The 14,939-nt window shown below is 68.9% G+C and carries 16 protein-coding genes; 9 read left to right on the forward strand and 7 right to left on the reverse strand.

What is annotated here, in order from left to right:
* Positions 1-4: 4 nt before the first annotated feature.
* Positions 5-670 carry a hypothetical protein gene (locus G4D87_RS08335; protein WP_163780694.1) on the reverse strand — a complete coding sequence of 222 codons (666 nt, stop codon included), beginning with the start codon at positions 668-670 and terminating at the stop codon, positions 5-7.
* Positions 671-774: 104 nt separating this feature from the next.
* Between G4D87_RS08335 and G4D87_RS08340 the strand changes: the two genes are divergently transcribed.
* Together G4D87_RS08340 and G4D87_RS08345 are read left to right on the forward strand one after the other, a co-directional pair.
* Positions 775-1,431, forward strand: coding sequence for an MBL fold metallo-hydrolase (locus G4D87_RS08340; RefSeq protein ID WP_163780696.1), 657 nt, complete (start codon positions 775-777; stop codon positions 1,429-1,431).
* Between the two features lie 157 nt (positions 1,432-1,588).
* Entirely contained in the window at positions 1,589-2,854 is a 1,266-nt protein-coding gene (locus tag G4D87_RS08345) for a DUF445 domain-containing protein (protein WP_163780698.1), read from the forward strand.
* Between the two features lie 61 nt (positions 2,855-2,915).
* Here G4D87_RS08345 and G4D87_RS08350 read toward each other — a convergent pair whose 3' ends face one another.
* The 3 genes from G4D87_RS08350 to sitI6 all read right to left on the reverse strand — a co-directional run bounded on the left by G4D87_RS08350 (position 2,916) and on the right by sitI6 (position 4,975).
* The gene (locus tag G4D87_RS08350; RefSeq protein WP_163780691.1) at positions 2,916-3,116 is read right to left on the reverse strand and encodes a hypothetical protein; all 201 of its coding nucleotides are present in this window, start codon (positions 3,114-3,116) and stop codon (positions 2,916-2,918) included.
* A gap of 26 nt (positions 3,117-3,142) precedes the next feature.
* A complete protein-coding gene (locus tag G4D87_RS08355; RefSeq protein ID WP_163780700.1) occupies positions 3,143-4,075 on the reverse strand; it encodes a VOC family protein in 933 nt (310 codons plus the stop codon).
* Positions 4,076-4,255: 180 nt separating this feature from the next.
* A complete protein-coding gene (gene sitI6, locus G4D87_RS08360) occupies positions 4,256-4,975 on the reverse strand; it encodes a SitI6 family double-CXXCG motif immunity protein (RefSeq protein WP_163780702.1) in 720 nt (239 codons plus the stop codon).
* A gap of 311 nt (positions 4,976-5,286) precedes the next feature.
* Here sitI6 and G4D87_RS40210 point away from each other — a divergent pair, with 311 nt between their 5' ends.
* From G4D87_RS40210 to G4D87_RS08375, 3 genes are read left to right on the forward strand one after another with little or no spacing between them, the layout of a single operon-like run.
* On the forward strand, positions 5,287-5,655 hold the full coding sequence (locus tag G4D87_RS40210) for a DDE-type integrase/transposase/recombinase (protein WP_163780704.1): 369 nt from the start codon (positions 5,287-5,289) through the stop codon (positions 5,653-5,655).
* A complete protein-coding gene (locus tag G4D87_RS40215; protein ID WP_371928506.1) occupies positions 5,655-5,891 on the forward strand; it encodes an integrase core domain-containing protein in 237 nt (78 codons plus the stop codon). The genes G4D87_RS40210 and G4D87_RS40215 overlap by 1 nt, the downstream gene beginning before the upstream one ends.
* Before the next feature lie 20 nt (positions 5,892-5,911).
* Positions 5,912-6,391 (forward strand): hypothetical protein, encoded by a 480-nt coding sequence (locus G4D87_RS08375; RefSeq protein WP_163780708.1) that lies wholly within the window; start codon positions 5,912-5,914, stop codon positions 6,389-6,391.
* A 1,273-nt stretch (positions 6,392-7,664) separates the two neighbouring features.
* Here G4D87_RS08375 and G4D87_RS08380 read toward each other — a convergent pair.
* A protein-coding gene (locus G4D87_RS08380) for an IS3 family transposase (RefSeq protein ID WP_240358107.1) occupies positions 7,665-9,076 on the reverse strand; the annotation gives its coding sequence in 2 pieces (ribosomal slippage) (positions 7,665-8,719 and positions 8,719-9,076; 1,413 coding nt in all).
* A gap of 306 nt (positions 9,077-9,382) precedes the next feature.
* Between G4D87_RS08380 and G4D87_RS08390 the strand changes: the two genes are divergently transcribed.
* Positions 9,383-9,865: an SMI1/KNR4 family protein gene (locus G4D87_RS08390; RefSeq protein ID WP_163780713.1), complete on the forward strand. Its 483-nt coding sequence runs from the start codon at positions 9,383-9,385 to the stop codon at positions 9,863-9,865.
* A complete protein-coding gene (locus G4D87_RS08395; RefSeq protein WP_163780715.1) occupies positions 9,862-10,011 on the forward strand; it encodes a hypothetical protein in 150 nt (49 codons plus the stop codon). The genes G4D87_RS08390 and G4D87_RS08395 overlap by 4 nt, the downstream gene beginning before the upstream one ends.
* Here the strand turns inward: G4D87_RS08395 and G4D87_RS08400 are convergent.
* Positions 9,989-10,723, reverse strand: coding sequence for a M50 family metallopeptidase (locus tag G4D87_RS08400; RefSeq protein ID WP_163780717.1), 735 nt, complete (start codon positions 10,721-10,723; stop codon positions 9,989-9,991). The genes G4D87_RS08395 and G4D87_RS08400 overlap by 23 nt on opposite strands.
* A 97-nt stretch (positions 10,724-10,820) precedes the next feature.
* Positions 10,821-11,858, reverse strand: a complete 1,038-nt coding sequence (locus G4D87_RS08405) for a hypothetical protein (protein ID WP_163780719.1) — start codon at positions 11,856-11,858, stop codon at positions 10,821-10,823.
* A gap of 247 nt (positions 11,859-12,105) precedes the next feature.
* Between G4D87_RS08405 and G4D87_RS08410 the strand changes: the two genes are divergently transcribed.
* Both G4D87_RS08410 and G4D87_RS08415 read left to right on the forward strand, forming a co-directional pair.
* Complete coding sequence (locus G4D87_RS08410; RefSeq protein ID WP_163780721.1) at positions 12,106-14,283, forward strand: S46 family peptidase; 2,178 nt, start codon at positions 12,106-12,108, stop codon at positions 14,281-14,283.
* On the forward strand, positions 14,283-14,939 hold the full coding sequence (locus tag G4D87_RS08415) for a DUF8685 domain-containing protein (RefSeq protein ID WP_163780723.1): 657 nt from the start codon (positions 14,283-14,285) through the stop codon (positions 14,937-14,939). The genes G4D87_RS08410 and G4D87_RS08415 overlap by 1 nt, the downstream gene beginning before the upstream one ends.

The following is a 14,939-nucleotide window of genomic DNA, read 5'->3' on the forward strand; positions in this document are numbered from 1 at the left end:
CGCCCTAGGGGGTCGCGTCGCGGGCCTTCCCCCACGAACCGTCCTTGAAGATGCGCACGCCCTTGCCGCTCCCTCCGCCAATCATCCCGGGAATGGTGGCCTGGAGCGGCTTGGCGCCGGGCGGCTGGTAGACGACGCGGGCCTTCCGGGCGGAGGGCAGGGCGGCGCTGGTGGCGTCCACCAGCAGGTAGATGGTCTCGCCGTCCACGTGGAGCCGCTCGGGGTCCTGGCGGTGGTTGAACTCGGCCAGCAGCTCGCCGTCATCCACGGAGGAGGCCTCGCTGCCGAGCAGGCGGACCTTCACCCTCAGCCAGCTCGCGGCGGGGGCGCCGTCCTGGCTCGCGTAGTCGCGCACGCCCTGGATGACGACGGCGACGTCGGCGCCGTTGCCGGGCGCTTTCTTCGCCGCCAGGCGCAGGCCTGTCTGCTTGCTGTTGTCGGTGTCCAGCAGCAGCGTGGTGTTGGCGCAGCGGTTCTTGCACGCGTCTCCAAACGGCACCTTGTCGAAGCGCAGGCGCATGGCGAAGTCACTGCCCTGGGGGCCGATGACGGCGTTGACGATGACGGGACGCTCCCCCTCCGGAGGCGCGGTGTAGCGGAAGGTGGCGCGCTCCTTGGCGGCGAAGGCGGTGCCGGCGAGCAGGGTGCAGAGGAGCAATGGGCGCTTCACGTGGAGACCTCCCCAGAGGCAAAAGGACCTATTCAAGGGGGAAGGGGCCCGCCGCTTCAAGTCCCGGACGTTAGAGTGGGGCTTTTGACGGGGAGGATTTCGCGATGCGTGAACCGTACGTGCGGCAGCTCAAGCTCGGGCCCATGGACAATTTCGTCTACCTGGTGGGCCCCCGGCACTCGGACGAGGTGGTGGTGGTGGACCCCGCGTGGGACGTGGCGGCCATCGAGCAGGCGGTGAAGCAGGACGGCAAGCGCGTGGTGGGCGCGTTCGTTTCGCACTGCCACTTCGACCACATCAACGGCCTGTCGGACCTCTTGTCGAAGTGGGACGTGCCGGTGTTCGCGCAGCGTGAAGAGGTCCAGTTCTCCCCGGAGCTGCGCGAGCTGGGCGGCGCGCTGCGGCCCCTGGGGCCGGGGGACGAGGTGCGCGTGGGGACAGAGACGTTCCAGGCGCTGCACACGCCCGGGCACACGCCGGGCTCGCACTGCCTGCTGGCCGGTGACGCGCTCGTGTCCGGGGACACCGTGTTCATCAATGGATGCGGCCGGTGTGACATGAGCGGCGGCGACCCGGAGGAGATGTACCGCTCCCTGTCCCAGGTGCTGGCGAAGGTGCCTGACAGCGCGAAGCTGTATCCAGGACACGACTATGGGGACGTGCCAGTGACGTCCATGGAGACGGTGCGGCGGAAGAACCCGTACTTCGCCTTCGACAGCGTGGACGCCTTCGTCGCGTTCCGCATGCGGCCGCGCACGTAGCCGCCCGCGCCTCCGGTGTCTGGCGCCCAACGCGCTCTCACACCGACGACACGTTTACCCCGAGTGCGTGCCTGTCTATTGAATCGCGCCCGGCAGGAGAGGGGTTTTCGCCTGCCGTGTTTCCTCGCAGTCCAGGCGTCGAGTCAGGAGCGTTCTCATGTTTCAGGAGCAGCTTTCCCCCCAGTCGCAGCAGATGTTCGGTGAGTCGCTGAAGGAGCGGGTCGTCGAAGCCGTTCGCGAGCAGATTGTCTCCACGATTGAGGACCGGCTCGGCCGCGAGGTGCGTGAGCGCGTGGGGGAGGCCATCCGCCACGCGATGTCCGAGCGCGGCGGCGGCATGCCGCAGGGGTACGGGATGATGCAGCAGGGCTACGGGATGCCGGAGCCGGAGCGCATCGCGGACGCGCTTTGTTCCCGCCTGGCGGAGACGCTGCGCGAGCGCATCGCCTCCGTGGTGCACGAGCGCATCCGCGACGGCATCCGCGAGCGGCTGGCCGAGTGCGTGCGCGCGGGGATGATCGAGCAGTGGCAGATGTCCTCCCACGGCTTCGGCGGCCCGGATGCCGAGCGCCTGGCGGAGACGGTGCGCACCCGGCTGCTGGAGTCCCTGCGCGAGCGCATCAACACCGCCGCGCATGACGGCGTGCGCGAGGCCCTGCGCGAGCGGCTGGCGGACACGCTGCGCGCGGTGATGTCGGAGCGCGTGCCCGGCTTCAGCCCCCACGACGCGGAGCGGCTGGCGGACGCCCTCCGTGGGCGCCTGGCGGAGGCCCTCCACGAGGGCCTGGTGTACAGCCTGCGTGAGCGCGTGCGCGAGTCCCTGCGCGAGCGCCTGGCCGACGGGCTCCGCGGCGTCATGACGCGCCAGTGGGGCGGCATGGCGGCCGGCTCGTTCGACCCCGATCGCATCGCGATGACCCTCCAGGACCGGCTGTCCGAGGGGCTCCGTGAGCGCATCAACTCGGCGGTCCGCGAGCGCGTCCGCGAGGTGCTGCGGGAGCGCATGGGCGAGCTGCTGCGCGGCGCCATGGCCCGTCACCGGGGCACGATGGGCCAGGGCGGGATGATGGGGCAGGGCGGCTACGACGTGGAGCGGCTGGCGGACGCCATCCGCGGCCGCCTGGCGGACTCGCTGCGTGAGCGGCTCATCAGCAGCATGCGCTCGGAGCTGGACTCGGCGCTCCGCTCGCAGCTCCCCGAGGCCGTCCGCTCCGCGCTCGGTGAGGCGATGCGCGCCGGTCCGTCCGCGCCGCCGATGCAGCACAGCGGTGGTGGCGCCGTCGACCCCGAGCGCATCGCGAGCGCGGTGCGTGAGAGCGTGAGCGCCGACGTCCGCGAGCGCGTGGGCGAGATGGTCCGCGAGCGCGTGTCCGAGGTCGTCCGCAACGAGCTGTCCAACGGCGTGCACGCCCCGCAGGCGTGATGCGCCGGCTCCCCGGAGGCGCGGCGGTGAGGTCCGCCGCCCGCCTCCGGGGAGGCCGTTTTCAGGGCGACGTCCAGTACATCGGACCGCCGTTCCAGGTGGTCGTGATTTCCATCTGAGGCGCCGCGTTCCAGGGCGACGGTGTGGTGAAGCCGAGTCCGACGCCCGCGGGCTGCTCCGTACAGCCGGACGTCAGGAGGGCTCCCGCCATCAGGAAGGCCCAGGACAGCGAGCGGGGGGATGTGTGTCGACGCAGACGCATGTGGGGTTCTCCTTGAGAGTGGCGCATCACGGCGCCGTTGCGGCCTTGGACGTCTCGAAGGGATAGCGCTGGAGCGCGAGCACCGCGCCGCTCGGGTCGGCGATGAGCGCGAGCGAGCCGCCCCGCGCTTCCGGGCACGGGGCCAGCAACACGCGGCCCCCCAGGGCCTGGGCCCGTGACGCGAGCGCCGCGGGGTCCTTCACGCGGATATAGGTGAGCCAGTTGGGGCGCGCCCCCTTCACCGGGTTGGCCAGCACGCCGCCTCGGGGATGCTGTCCCTGGGCGAGGACGTAGTGCGGCCCGCCGCCGAGTGGGCGTTCGCGGACCTCGTAGCCCAGGAGCTCCTTGTAGAAGCCCGCCGCGGCGACGGGGTCCTGGGCCAGGTACTCCATCCACAAGAACTGGCCCTCGTCGGGCACGCCCGTGTCGGCTGGGTCTCCGGGCTGGGAGCGCACGAAGCCCACCGCCGCGCCTTGCGGGTCGGAGACCACGGCGGCCCGGCCGATGTTCCGCACGTCGATGGGCCCGTCGAGCGCCTTGCCGCCGCGGGCGCTCACCTCGGTGACGGCGCGGTCCACGTCGGGCACGGAGAGGTAGCCGAGCCACAGCGCGCCTGCGCGCTTCTCGGCCGCGTTCGCGGGATGGACGATGCCGCCAATCCAGCGTCCCTGGGCGCGGATGAGGGAGTAGGGGCGGCGGCCGCCTCGGAGGTCCACGAACTCCCAGCCGAACAGGTCGCCATAGAAGCGCTTCGCGGCGGCGGGGTTGTCGGTGACGAGGTCGTGCCAGACGAACTTGCCGTAGAGCGGGGTGGGCGACAAGGGGATGGCCGCGCGGACCGCGCTGTCGGGCGTGGCCGCGCAGCCGCCCTGGGTGACGAGCGTGCCTCCCACGGCGCACACGCCGGCCAGCAGGAGTCCGCCGCGAAGCCTCGCGCGCCACGTGCCAGGAAATCTCATCGTCTCTCCTCGTGCCGCGGCCCAAGGCCGCTCGCGGGCTGGAGGCCTCGATATGAGGCGGCGGCCTTCGCGCGACAACCCACGGGACGCATGCGTGCGATTGTGGGTGGGGCCGCTGTGTCCGGCGTGACGCCGTCTGGCCCGCGGGCGCTACTTCTGAACGACGGCGGACTCCCCACGTCATCCGCGAGTAGGAAGCTCGCGAAAGGCCATTCCTTCCAAACCGAGCTGGCGCACGGTCTCCATGAACCGTTCGGTGCACACGATGACGGTGGCGTAGTCACCTACGCGGAAGACATCGCGGTCGACGGGCAGGGATGCAGCGTCGAGAAGGGGCTCGTCCGGCAATCGAAGCGCGACCCGGCCGCAGGCGTCGCATGGCGGCGCAAGGTCCGATGGAAGGCAGTCCGGATGAAGTCGGCCGCGAGGTTCGATTTGGAGTTCCAGCAACTCCGGGGGCTCCTTCTGGCGGAACCGCAATTCCGTCTTGCAGCCGAGCAGTCCCTTGATGCCTTGAGCCTGGAGGCGCTCAAGAGCATCTCGCCGCACGAGCCACAGAATGTCCCCCTGTGATGTCAGTGGGCCGAATCTCCCAGAGGCGGTGCCCTCAAGAGGCCCCAGTTGCGTGCCCGGCGGAAGTTGCACGCCGGAGGGCACCCAGGGGCGAATCCGCTCTCTCAGTTGCGCGAGCTCCGAAACGGGAACAGGCCAGGGGCGCACGAAGCGAGACCGTTCAGGCAGGTGAGAAAGGTCCACCGATGGGTACTGGTGCCCGGCTCCACCCCACGTCACTCCACATGCGTTGCACTTCACGCCTGGCAGGCGCCACTTGTGCGTGGCATTGAAGCTGCCGTTGAAGGGTGGTGTCCGCTCCTCGCGTATCCAGAAGAACCGCATCATGTACGCAATCTCTCAAGTCCCTGGCTTGGAATGGTAGGCGCGAATGGGCCCGCCCATGAGCTGGAATGCTGCTCCCTCTATCCCTGAATGATTCCGCCAGGTCTCTGGCCCGGGGGAAGCTGTGGTGCTTCTCCATCCGCCCGGGGGAAGTCAACGTGAAGGTGGCACCACCCAGCCGGCAGCGCCGCTCCAGGTGGGGAACACCATGACCGCGCCCTGCGGAGGTTTTCGCACCAGGGCCGTCACCATCTCCGCATCGATGACGTGGCGCTAACACTCCACCCGTCAACCACAAGCGGGCGTACCGCCTCGTGCGGGATGCCGGGCTGCTCCTCCAGCGGCACACGGGCAAGCCCACGTGCACGCACGCGGGCACCGTCACCACGCTGAAGAGCGACCTGCGCTGGTGCTCGGATGGCTTCGAAATCCGCTGCTGGAATGGCGAGCGGGTGCAGGTAGTCCTCTCGCTCGACTGCTGCGACCGGGAGGTCATCGCGTACCGTACCTCCGCGGAGTACCCCACCAGCCTCACCATCCAGGACCTGATGGCCGAGACGGTGGAGGCGCGCTTCGGCCCGGGCACCATACGGGTGCCGCACCCGGTGGAGTGGTTCTCGGACAATGGCCCCGTCTACACCGCGCACGACACAGCGAGTTCAGCCGCTCCCTGGTGCTGTTGATGTGCACCACGCCCGCGTACTCGCCGGAGAGCAATGGCATGGCGGAGGCCTTCGTGAAGACCTTCAGGCGCGACTACGTGCACGAACTGCATTCTGCCGCCCACGTCCTGGCGCAACTGCCGGCCTGGCTCGAAGACTACAATTCGATGTACCCTCACAAGGGGCTCGGAATGCGCTCGCCACGCGAGTTTCGCAGGGCGGTGGTCGCAGGCGCCTCTCCCGCGGAGGTCGGCTGATGTCGTCAGGCTCCCCATCGATGCAGCTTGAACTCCGCAGCGCCCATGTGCCCGGCGAGGGCAATGAGCGGCGGCCCCTGGCAGCGCTTTGCGAAGATGAGCCTCACGTTCATGGTGAATGGGCGTGGACCATCGGCGAGCGACGCGTACCGTGCATGGGCTTCTGGGGGGCGGACGATGTGTGCCTCGGGCAGTGGTGGGACGAACTCACCGGGGCCGTAGCGGCACTTTCCGACAGACAGCCTTACACCCTCGACTCGTGCGAGCAGGGCGACCCCGCCTTCCTCTTCGAGCGCACTGACGCGTCCCTTCACCTCTCCATCGTCGCCGGCATAGGTGGTGGCGCCCCGCACCCCGAGTGGCAGAACGCGGAGTTTGCCTGGGACGACCTGGGCGCCGCACTCCGGCGCTTCAAGCACGACTTGCGGCAGCTTCTTGAGTTGAAAGGCCCGCCCACGTTGCCAGCGGAGTGGAAGAAGCGTTTTTCAGAACTGGTGTGACAGAAGTGCATCGTCGAGCCGCCAGCCTGTCCGAACTTGACGGGCAACTCCAAGGTAGCTGGGGAGGACTTCCTGCTGGCGCCATATAGCGCGCGACTTCCAGGGCTTCATCGACCGAGAAGGCGAGGGCGACCGTTTTCTTGGCGCACCGCCGGGTGCGCGATGGCGACGATTCGGGGTGCTCACAAGGCTCCGGGTCCAACAGTTCGACGGGTTCACCTGCACCCATGACGCGCCGACCTCTGTGCCTACGCCACGAGCAGGCTACCGCGTTTCCTTCCTTTGGGTCGGGCGCGCAGCCCGGTGGCTAGCTGTTCGGAAATGTCGGGACTTTTGTGGCGTCAAAACCCCCGACATTTCCGAACAGCGAGCGACGGGAGTGACTCCGGCTCGCTCGCCGCGAGGGGGCCCCTGGGGTGGCCGCGTGGTCCGCTCAGCATGAAGTCCGGCACGGAGGTGATGGCATGGCATCCGCGCGCATCGTGCGCTGACGAGGTGCCCCGCGCGCATGCACTCCCACGCGAAGTGCTCCGTCCTGCTGTCGCTCCTCCTGCCCTGCCTGGCGCTCGCGCAGCCCATGGACGACACGCCGCGGAGGACACGACCACTGCGGCTGCGCCGTCGCCCAGTTCATCTGCGCTGCGCGATCAGGCGTTGACCCGCAGCGGTATGTTCAGTCGTGCTCCGAAGTATCGCGGGCAGCGTGCCAGCCGCGTCACTGCGTGAAAACCGAGGGGTGGAGTCGACCTCCATGAACTACCGTCCAGAGAGATAGACAGTCCATTCCCTATCGTGATTTCGCCGCACACCATGCCAAGGTTGAATGCCAACACTTCGCGGATGCGCCGCCTCGCCGTCCTGATGGCATTCCTCTTCACAGCGTGTGCCGAGGGCCCCATCACGCGGCCTGACGTGCCGGTCCGGAAGTGGGTGGGGCCCGTCGTAAACGTGCCCGGTGGCGGGCAGTTCCGGACGGTCATCTTCTATGGTCCGTGGCAGTGCAGCCGCCAGCTCATGAACTACTGCCGCGAGAAGTGCGCTGGGAGTGGTTACGCCTTGCAGGGCTGCATGTGGCTGGCCGATGTGAAGATGGACTACCAGGGGACCGTCATCGACACCGGCAGTCGCTATGGGATGACCCACTGTTGCTGCAACTACTCAACCATCAGCGTCAGTGCGAATCAGTCGGCGCGCACCCAGTGGGACAATATCCGTGACCGGTTCCGCGAACAGCGGAACCTGTCAACGCGAGTGAGACAGCGAGTTCGTGAGATTACTGTGCGGCCTCCTGTGAATTGGCCAGCCGTGCGGGGTCGTTGATCCAGACGGCGTTGGGCAGCGCCTGCGGCTTGGGTGCGCCGCGCGGAAAGCGCTCGGGGTGAGCGGCGTAGGCGGCGGCGAGCACGGCGGCCCGGGCCGCGATGCGCTTGGAGGCCAGGCCGTGGTGCACGTCGTGGGGCGTGAGCAGTCCGAGTCCTGCGTGGTGGTGCTCCTCGTTGTACCAGCCGAAGAAGTCGCCGCAGAAGCCGCGGGCGTCCTGGAGGCAGCCGAAAGTCTGGGGGAAGTCAGGCCGGTACTTGAGCGTCTTGAAGTGCGCCTCGCTGAAGGGGTTGTCGTTGGAGACATGGGGCCTGGAGTGAGTCTTCGTCACGCCCAGGTCCGCCATCAGCAGGGCCACCGGCTTGGAGGTCATCGAGGAGCCTCGGTCGGCGTGAATCGTCAGCTGGCCGGGCGTCACGCCCTGGCGCTCGCAGGTCTGCGCCAGCAGCTTCTGGGCCAGGGCGGCCGACTCGCGGTGCGCCACCATCCAGCCGACGACGTAGCGGCTGAAGACGTCCAGGACGACGTAGAGGTAGAAGTACGTCCACTTCGCCGGGCCGTGCAGCTTCGTAATGTCCCAGCTCCAAAGTTCATTGGGCTTCGTCGCGTGCAACTGGGGCACCGGGTGGTCGGGGTGGCGCAGCTGGTTGCGGCGCTCGCGCACCTCGAGGTTCTCGGCCAGCACTCGGTACATGGTGCGCTCGGAGCACAGGTAGCGCCCCTCGTCGAGCAGCTGGGCGTAGACTTCCGCAGGCGCGGCGTCCTGGAATCTCGGCTCGTGCAGCGCCGCGAGCACCTCGGCCCGCTGCTCGGGGAGAAGCGCTCGCGGGGGACGAGCCCTGTGCACCGGCCCATGCTTCGGCCGGGCCTGCCGGTAGAAGGTAGCGCGAGACAGGCCCAGCGCCTGGCACACCGGCGCCACGCCCAGCTCGTCGACGGCCTCCAGTGCCGCAGCCATCAGGGCTCCTCGTCGGGCCTGGGCAGTTCCACTCCCAGAATTTCCGAAACTTTTTTTTGGAGGTCCAGCAGGGCCTCGGCGCGCTTGAGGCGCACCTGGGCCTGGGCCAACTGCTTCTCCAGCTCGGCCACCCGCCGGGAGCTCGCATCGGGCACCTTCGCCGGCGGGCCGCGCTTCTTCGGACTGCGGGCCGACAGCTCCCCCGCATCGCGCTGGCGCCGCCACGCACTCAGCAGCGACGAGTACAGCCCTTCGCGGCGCAGCAGCGCCCCGACTTCGCCGGGCTTCGTGCAGCGGTCTGCCTCCGCCAGCACCCCCAACTTGTACTCCGCCGTGAAGCCTCGACGCCTGGCCTTCTCCACCACCTCGGTCTCCCTGACCCGAGCCTCTTCACCTACTGCGCTCATCGTCCCTGCCTGGGTCGCCCTGCACACTAAACTGCTGGGTACGGACTGTCTCACTCACCTTGGCAGAGAGGGCAGTGGGCGGCCCGCTTTGGAGTGTGGCCGTCTGACAGGAACGGACTGGCCTATCCGGGCCACCACATCCGCGACCTGAAGCACGGTGGTAACCCAACAGAATGGGAGAACATCCTTCCGTTCCCCAAGGACATTCACGACACACTGAATGGGCTCTACAACCAGTGCTATGCGAACAACCCTCCATGGACTCAGGTTGGACCTGATTACCCCTATGGAGCGTGAGCACCGCCCATGAAGATGGCCGAACTACTCGCCGAGGTTTCGCGCCTCCATCACCCCAACCCTCCTGCGACGCCCGAGCAAATCGAAGCGTTCGAGATGCGGGTCGGATGGCCGCTGGACCCGGACCTGCGCGCCTTCTACCTGCATTGCGACGGTGCCGACCTCTTCGACCCCCGAACCCCCACGTTCAGAGACCCGGCATTCTCGTTCCTCCCCCTGTCGCGGATTCAGCGCGCGCGGGTCGTCATGGGCCAGGACGACACCGACAAGGGTGGGCCCGCGTCCTGGTACGCGCTGTGCGAAGCGCGGGACAGCAATTACATCCTCCTGGATGTGAGCCACCAAGAGGCAGGCCGGTATCCCCTGCGCGATGGCTACCGAGAAGGATTCCCGGACCCGGACTACTGCGAGCAGATTGCATCCTCGTTCGCCGAATTCCTCGCTGGCGCGCTCCGCTCGAATGGGCGCTGGTTCTGGCTCCCGCCAGCGTGAACGATGGCGCCGTCGCCGTGCCCTGGCTCGGCGGCGCCACCCTGCCGCACGCGGCGTCAGCCCGCTCCGTGAGTTGGGTATCCATGTACGCGGCCACCGTCCGCTCCGAGTCCCGCGCCGCCGTCAAGGCCGCGCCCGCGTCGTGACGGGGGGCATCTGGAGCCCCTTGGGCCTGGCGTGCAGGGACGTGTACGCCGCCACCGCCAGCAGGACGATGGCGAGCAGCGACCACAGCGCCGCCCACACCACCGCGGGCACGTAGGTGAGGTCTGCCAGGAGCGCCGCGTCACTCTGCGAGCGCACTTCGCTGTTCCACAAGTCCGAGCGCAAATCGAACAGCGCATACAGTGCAGTGAAGGCCGCGATGAACAGGTTCAGCGCGTCCACCGCGCCATCCGGCAGGAACTTCGCGCCCAGCGCGAGCACCACGGCGGTGCCCAGGCAGAAGAGCAGGGTGAAGCCGTCCCCCGCGTACAGCACGCCCATGACGGTGAGCCACACGCTGGCGGCGCCCAGCACCCAGCGGCGGAGCCGGAAGCGGAAGGTGGCCAGCAGCAGCCCCGCGCCGGCCACCGCGCTGCCCAGGTAGCCCCCGGAGTAGACCGCCACCCTGGCGAACAGCCCCGGCGGCAGGCGGGACAGGCAGGAGCCCGACTCGTTGGCCGCCAGGTGGATGCGGTCCACCGAGCCCCCCACGAGCAAGGACGTCAGCGCGTGCCCGCTCTCATGCATCATCACCACCAGCACCTTCATGGGCCACAGGGCGGGCGAATCCCAGAAGTACCAGCCCACCCCCAGCATGAGGACGAGCAGGGCCAACCGGCCGAAATCGAGCTGTGCACCGCTGGCGGTCCGCATCGGTCGCTCCCTCCTGGAACACCCCAACACGTGACACTACCGCGTCAGGGGCCCGAGCGGGGGACGGGGAGGCCGGGCCTGCGCGGACGCGCGGCGGCTACGGCTGCGGCACGCCCGACTGGTAGGCCTCGCGGATGGCCTGGGCACAGGCGCGTGACTTCTCGCCCTCGCCATCCGCGCCGAGCTGGCGACTGCGGGCCAGGAGCATGTACCGGGTTCTGTCGGCATTCACCCAGGGATAGAAGCCGAACGCTCCCGCCGAGGAGTGGCCCGTCACGGTCCACGCGCCATTGACAGTCTCTCCCTCAATCCAATGCCCGAGCCCGTAGTACGCCGTGCCCGCCGTCCACGGCGTGAAGGACACGCCGGGGCCCCCCTGCCAGGCGGGGACGGCATCCGCGGTCAGCTTGGAGGACAGCGCGTACTGCCCGTTGAGCAGCTTCATCAGGAAGACGCGGTAGTGCGCCGCGCTGCCCGAGAAGCCTCCGGCGGGGGCGACGTCGCTGTCGGACTCCGGCAGGGTGGTGCCCAGCCGGGCGTTGAGCCAGTCCATGACGCTCAACACGCCCGTGCCCCGTCTCGCGCCGATATCGTCCAGGGCCAGCTTCTGCAGGTGGCCTCCGTTATAGAAATACCGGCCATCCTGTAGCGGGCGGTAGGAGACGTCCTTGTAGGCGGGGCCGTAGCAATCCGAGACGCGCGTCCCGGCGTCCCCACACAAGGTGGTGTTCCCGTCGATGTAGCCGCTGGTGAAGTTGAGGCGCTTCTTCTCGTCCGGGGTGAGGTTCGCGTACCCCTTCGACTGCACGTAGGCGCCCGCGTACAGCCACTTGCTCGCGGACGCGATGGGCATCACCGTCGTGGCCGACACGCCGGTGCCGCGCGGGATTCCGTAGAGTGGCCCCGCGCCATCGCCAAGCTCCCAGTAGAAGTTCCCGAGCGGCGCGCAGCTCGCGGAAGCGTTGGCCGTGTCCAACGCGGCCTGCTCGTACACCGTGAGGGCCGCACGGGAGGTGCCCGGGGGCGCATCGGTGAGGGGGGCGGAGGCGTCCTCGGCGGTTCCACAGCCGATGAGGCCCAGGGCCAGCAGCCCGCGCGCGGAGATGAGCGTCATTCTTCTGTCGTGCTTCTTCATGGGGTGATTCCTCCTGGGAAATGTCCTGTGAACCCGGGAGGCGTCCGGAAGTTGCGCGAAACGGGGACGTGGTGGCGCGGTGCTGCCCGTGAACAGGCCTGTCGGCCTCCGCCCCTCGGCGAAGCCCACCGCGCAGCGGCCACTTCCTCCGGGTGCGTCTTCCACGAGAAAGCCCGGTCTCCAGGCCGCGAAGCGTCACGGCAAAGGGAGTCGCTTGCGGGCGCCGGACGGAGTAGGGAGGGATACCATGAAGAAGACGCTCCTCCTCCTGTCGCTCGTGGCTGCCCCCGCTCTGGCCGGGGAAGGCAAGTGGACTCCCCAGCAGGTCCTGGAGCTGGACCCGGCGTGGTTGCGCGCCCAGGGCCTCCAGGTCTCCCCCAAGAAGCTCTGGGACCCGAAGCGTGGCACCGGCCTGCTCGCGGGCGCGGTCAACGTCGGCGGGTGCTCGGGCGCGTTCATCGCCGCCTCGGGCCTGGTCATCACCAACCACCACTGTGCCTTCGGCGTCATCCAGGAGCACAGCACGCCGCAGCGCGACCTCATCACCCAGGGCTTCCTCGCCTCCAAGCGCGAGGACGAGCTGCCCGGCAAGGGCTCCCGCGTCCAGGTGCCCCGCAGCTTCACCGACGTGACGAAGACGGTGCTCGCCGCGGTGCCCGCGAACGCGGATGACATCACGCGCTACAAGGCCATCGAGCGGAAGCAGAAGGAGCTGGTCGCCGAGTGCGAGAAGCGCCCCGCCACCCGCTGCCAAGTGGCGACGTTTGATGGCGGCGTCAACTACACGCTGGTGGACGCGGTGGAGCTCACCGACGTGCGGCTCGTCTACGCGCCGCCGCGCGCGGTGGGCGAGTACGGCGGCGAGGAGGACAACTGGATGTGGCCGCGCCACACCGGTGACTTCGCCATCCTCCGCGCGTACACCGCGCCGGACGGCACCTCCGCGCCGTACAGCGACAAGAACGTCCCCTACAAGGCGGAGTTCTTCTTCCCCCTGGCCACCCAGGGCGTGAAGCCCAACGACTTCGTCATGGTGCTGGGCTACCCGGGCATGACGTACCGCGCGCTGCTCGCGGAGGAGATGGCCGAGCGCCAGTCCCGCCTCTACCCGCGCATGCGCGATGTGTTCGGCGAGGCCATCCGCATCCTGGAGGCGGAAGGGGAGAAGGACCCCGCGGGGAAGATCGCCGTCGCCTCGCAGCTCAAGGGCCTGCACAACGTCTACAAGAACTCGGGCGGTCAGCTCGCGGGCCTGAAGCGCGGCCACATCGTGGAGAAGCAGCGCGAGGCGGAGGCCGCCGTCGCGGTGTGGGCGAAGAAGGCGGGCGCGAAGTGGCAGCCGGCGCTGGACGCGCGGGCCGCGCTGCTCGTGGAGCAGACCGCCATCGCGAAGTCCTTCGAGCGTGAGTTCCTCCTCGCCGCGTCGTCGCGCCTGGCGCGGGGCCCGGCCCTGGCGGTGGCGGTGTCGCGGCTGGCCGCGGAGCGCGCCAAGCCGGACCTGGAGCGCCGCCCGGAGTACATGGAGCGCGAGCACGTCCGCATCAAGGACCGGCTGGAGCGCGAGCAGAAGAACCTGTTCCTCCCCGCCGAGCGCCAGCTGCTGCTGGCCTTCGTGCGCCGCGCGCAGGCGCTGGGCGCCGACCAGCGCATCGCCGCGGTCGACACGCACTTCGGCAAGACGTTCTCGGAGAAGGCCGTCCTGGCGAAGATTGACGCCATGTACGCGGGCACCCAGGTGCTGAAGCTGGACGCGCGCCTGAAGATGGCCACCGAGTCGGTGGGCCAGCTCGAGGCGCGCAAGGACCCGCTGCTCGCGTTCGGCCTGGACCTGGCGAAGGAGCAGGCCGCGCTCGACGAGGTGAAGGACCAGCGCCAGGGCGCCGCGCTGCGGCTGCGGCCGGAGTGGCGCAAGGCGGTGCTGGCGCACGCGGGCAAGCCGGTGGCCCCCGACGCCAACAGCACGCTGCGCGTGAGCTTCGCCAAGGTGCGGGGCTACGCGCCGCGGGATGGCGCCCTCTACACGCCGCAGACGACGCTGTCGGGCATGCTGGCCAAGCACACCGGCGAGGAGCCCTTCGACGTCCCGGAGAAGGTCTCCAAGGTCGCCGAGGCGAAGCGCTTCGGCGCGTGGCAGGACAAGAAGCTCAAGGACATCCCGGTGAACTTCCTGTCGGACGCGGACACCACCGGCGGCAACTCCGGCAGCCCCACCGTCAACGGCAAGGGCCAGCTGGTGGGCGTCAACTTCGACCGCGTCTGGGAGAACGTGGCCAACGACTTCGGCTACAACCCGGACGTGGCTCGCAACGTCAACGTGGACGTGCGCTACATCCTCTGGATGCTGGACCAGGTGGAGGACGCGGACGTGCTGCTGCGCGAGCTGGGCGTGCGCAAGGGTCCGCCGGTGGCGGGAGAGACGCGCTGATGTCGGACGCCGGGGACGGCTCGCTTCCTTTTCCGGTGTTCAAGCCGGAAGAGCGCGTGTGTGGCAACTGCAAGCTGTTCAGCCCGCAGTCGGTGGATGAGCGCCGGGGCTGGGTGGGCGCATGCCGGCTGCACTCGTGGCGGGGCCACTTTCCCCCGTCCGCGCCCATCTGCGACAAGTACACGCCTCGGGGAAGCGCGGCCCCCCTGGCGGCTACACCCGCGCGCGAGCGGACCGCGCGCGGCGTGGCGCCGGTGGTGGTGCGGCGCCGCGCGGACCCCAACGACGTGGTGGACCTGGAAGGGTTGAGCATGACGCGTGAAGAGCTGATGGACATCTTCCGGGAGGCGTCTGGCTTGCTGGACTCGCCGCCCCTGGCCAACAAGTGGGAGGGCGGCACGATGCGGCTGGTGCCCGCCAACACCGAGCTGCAGCCCAAGGACCTGCCCATCGACAACCTGTTCCACAAGGTCGTCATGGTGCGAGACAGGCTCCGGGTGCTGGAGCAGAAGCTCAACGCGCACCCGAAGCTGTCGGACGCGGAGAAGGTGGAGCTGCAGAGCTACATCACCCGCGTCTACGGCTCGCTCACCAGCTTCAACGTCCTCTTCAAGGAGAAGTCGGACCAGTTCGTCGGCTCGAAGAGCGAGGACTGA

The sequence above is a fragment of the Myxococcus vastator genome (genome assembly GCF_010894475.1).
GTDB lineage: Bacteria > Myxococcota > Myxococcia > Myxococcales > Myxococcaceae > Myxococcus > Myxococcus vastator.

What these genes read in the sequence shown, in the direction of transcription:
- G4D87_RS08390 (WP_163780713.1), top strand. Translation starts at nt 9,383, where the DNA reads ATGAAGATGGCCGAACTACTCGCCGAGGTTTCGCGCCTCCATCACCCC.
- G4D87_RS08405 (WP_163780719.1), bottom strand. Translation starts at nt 11,858, where the DNA reads ATGAAGAAGCACGACAGAAGAATGACGCTCATCTCCGCGCGCGGGCTG.
- G4D87_RS08415 (WP_163780723.1), top strand. Translation starts at nt 14,283, where the DNA reads ATGTCGGACGCCGGGGACGGCTCGCTTCCTTTTCCGGTGTTCAAGCCG.
- sitI6 (WP_163780702.1), bottom strand. Translation starts at nt 4,975, where the DNA reads ATGATGCGGTTCTTCTGGATACGCGAGGAGCGGACACCACCCTTCAAC.
- G4D87_RS08410 (WP_163780721.1), top strand. Translation starts at nt 12,106, where the DNA reads ATGAAGAAGACGCTCCTCCTCCTGTCGCTCGTGGCTGCCCCCGCTCTG.
- G4D87_RS40215 (WP_371928506.1), top strand. Translation starts at nt 5,655, where the DNA reads ATGTGCACCACGCCCGCGTACTCGCCGGAGAGCAATGGCATGGCGGAG.
- G4D87_RS08350 (WP_163780691.1), bottom strand. Translation starts at nt 3,116, where the DNA reads ATGCGTCTGCGTCGACACACATCCCCCCGCTCGCTGTCCTGGGCCTTC.
- G4D87_RS08340 (WP_163780696.1), top strand. Translation starts at nt 775, where the DNA reads ATGCGTGAACCGTACGTGCGGCAGCTCAAGCTCGGGCCCATGGACAAT.
- G4D87_RS08400 (WP_163780717.1), bottom strand. Translation starts at nt 10,723, where the DNA reads ATGCGGACCGCCAGCGGTGCACAGCTCGATTTCGGCCGGTTGGCCCTG.
- G4D87_RS08375 (WP_163780708.1), top strand. Translation starts at nt 5,912, where the DNA reads ATGCAGCTTGAACTCCGCAGCGCCCATGTGCCCGGCGAGGGCAATGAG.
- G4D87_RS08345 (WP_163780698.1), top strand. Translation starts at nt 1,589, where the DNA reads ATGTTTCAGGAGCAGCTTTCCCCCCAGTCGCAGCAGATGTTCGGTGAG.
- G4D87_RS08355 (WP_163780700.1), bottom strand. Translation starts at nt 4,075, where the DNA reads ATGAGATTTCCTGGCACGTGGCGCGCGAGGCTTCGCGGCGGACTCCTG.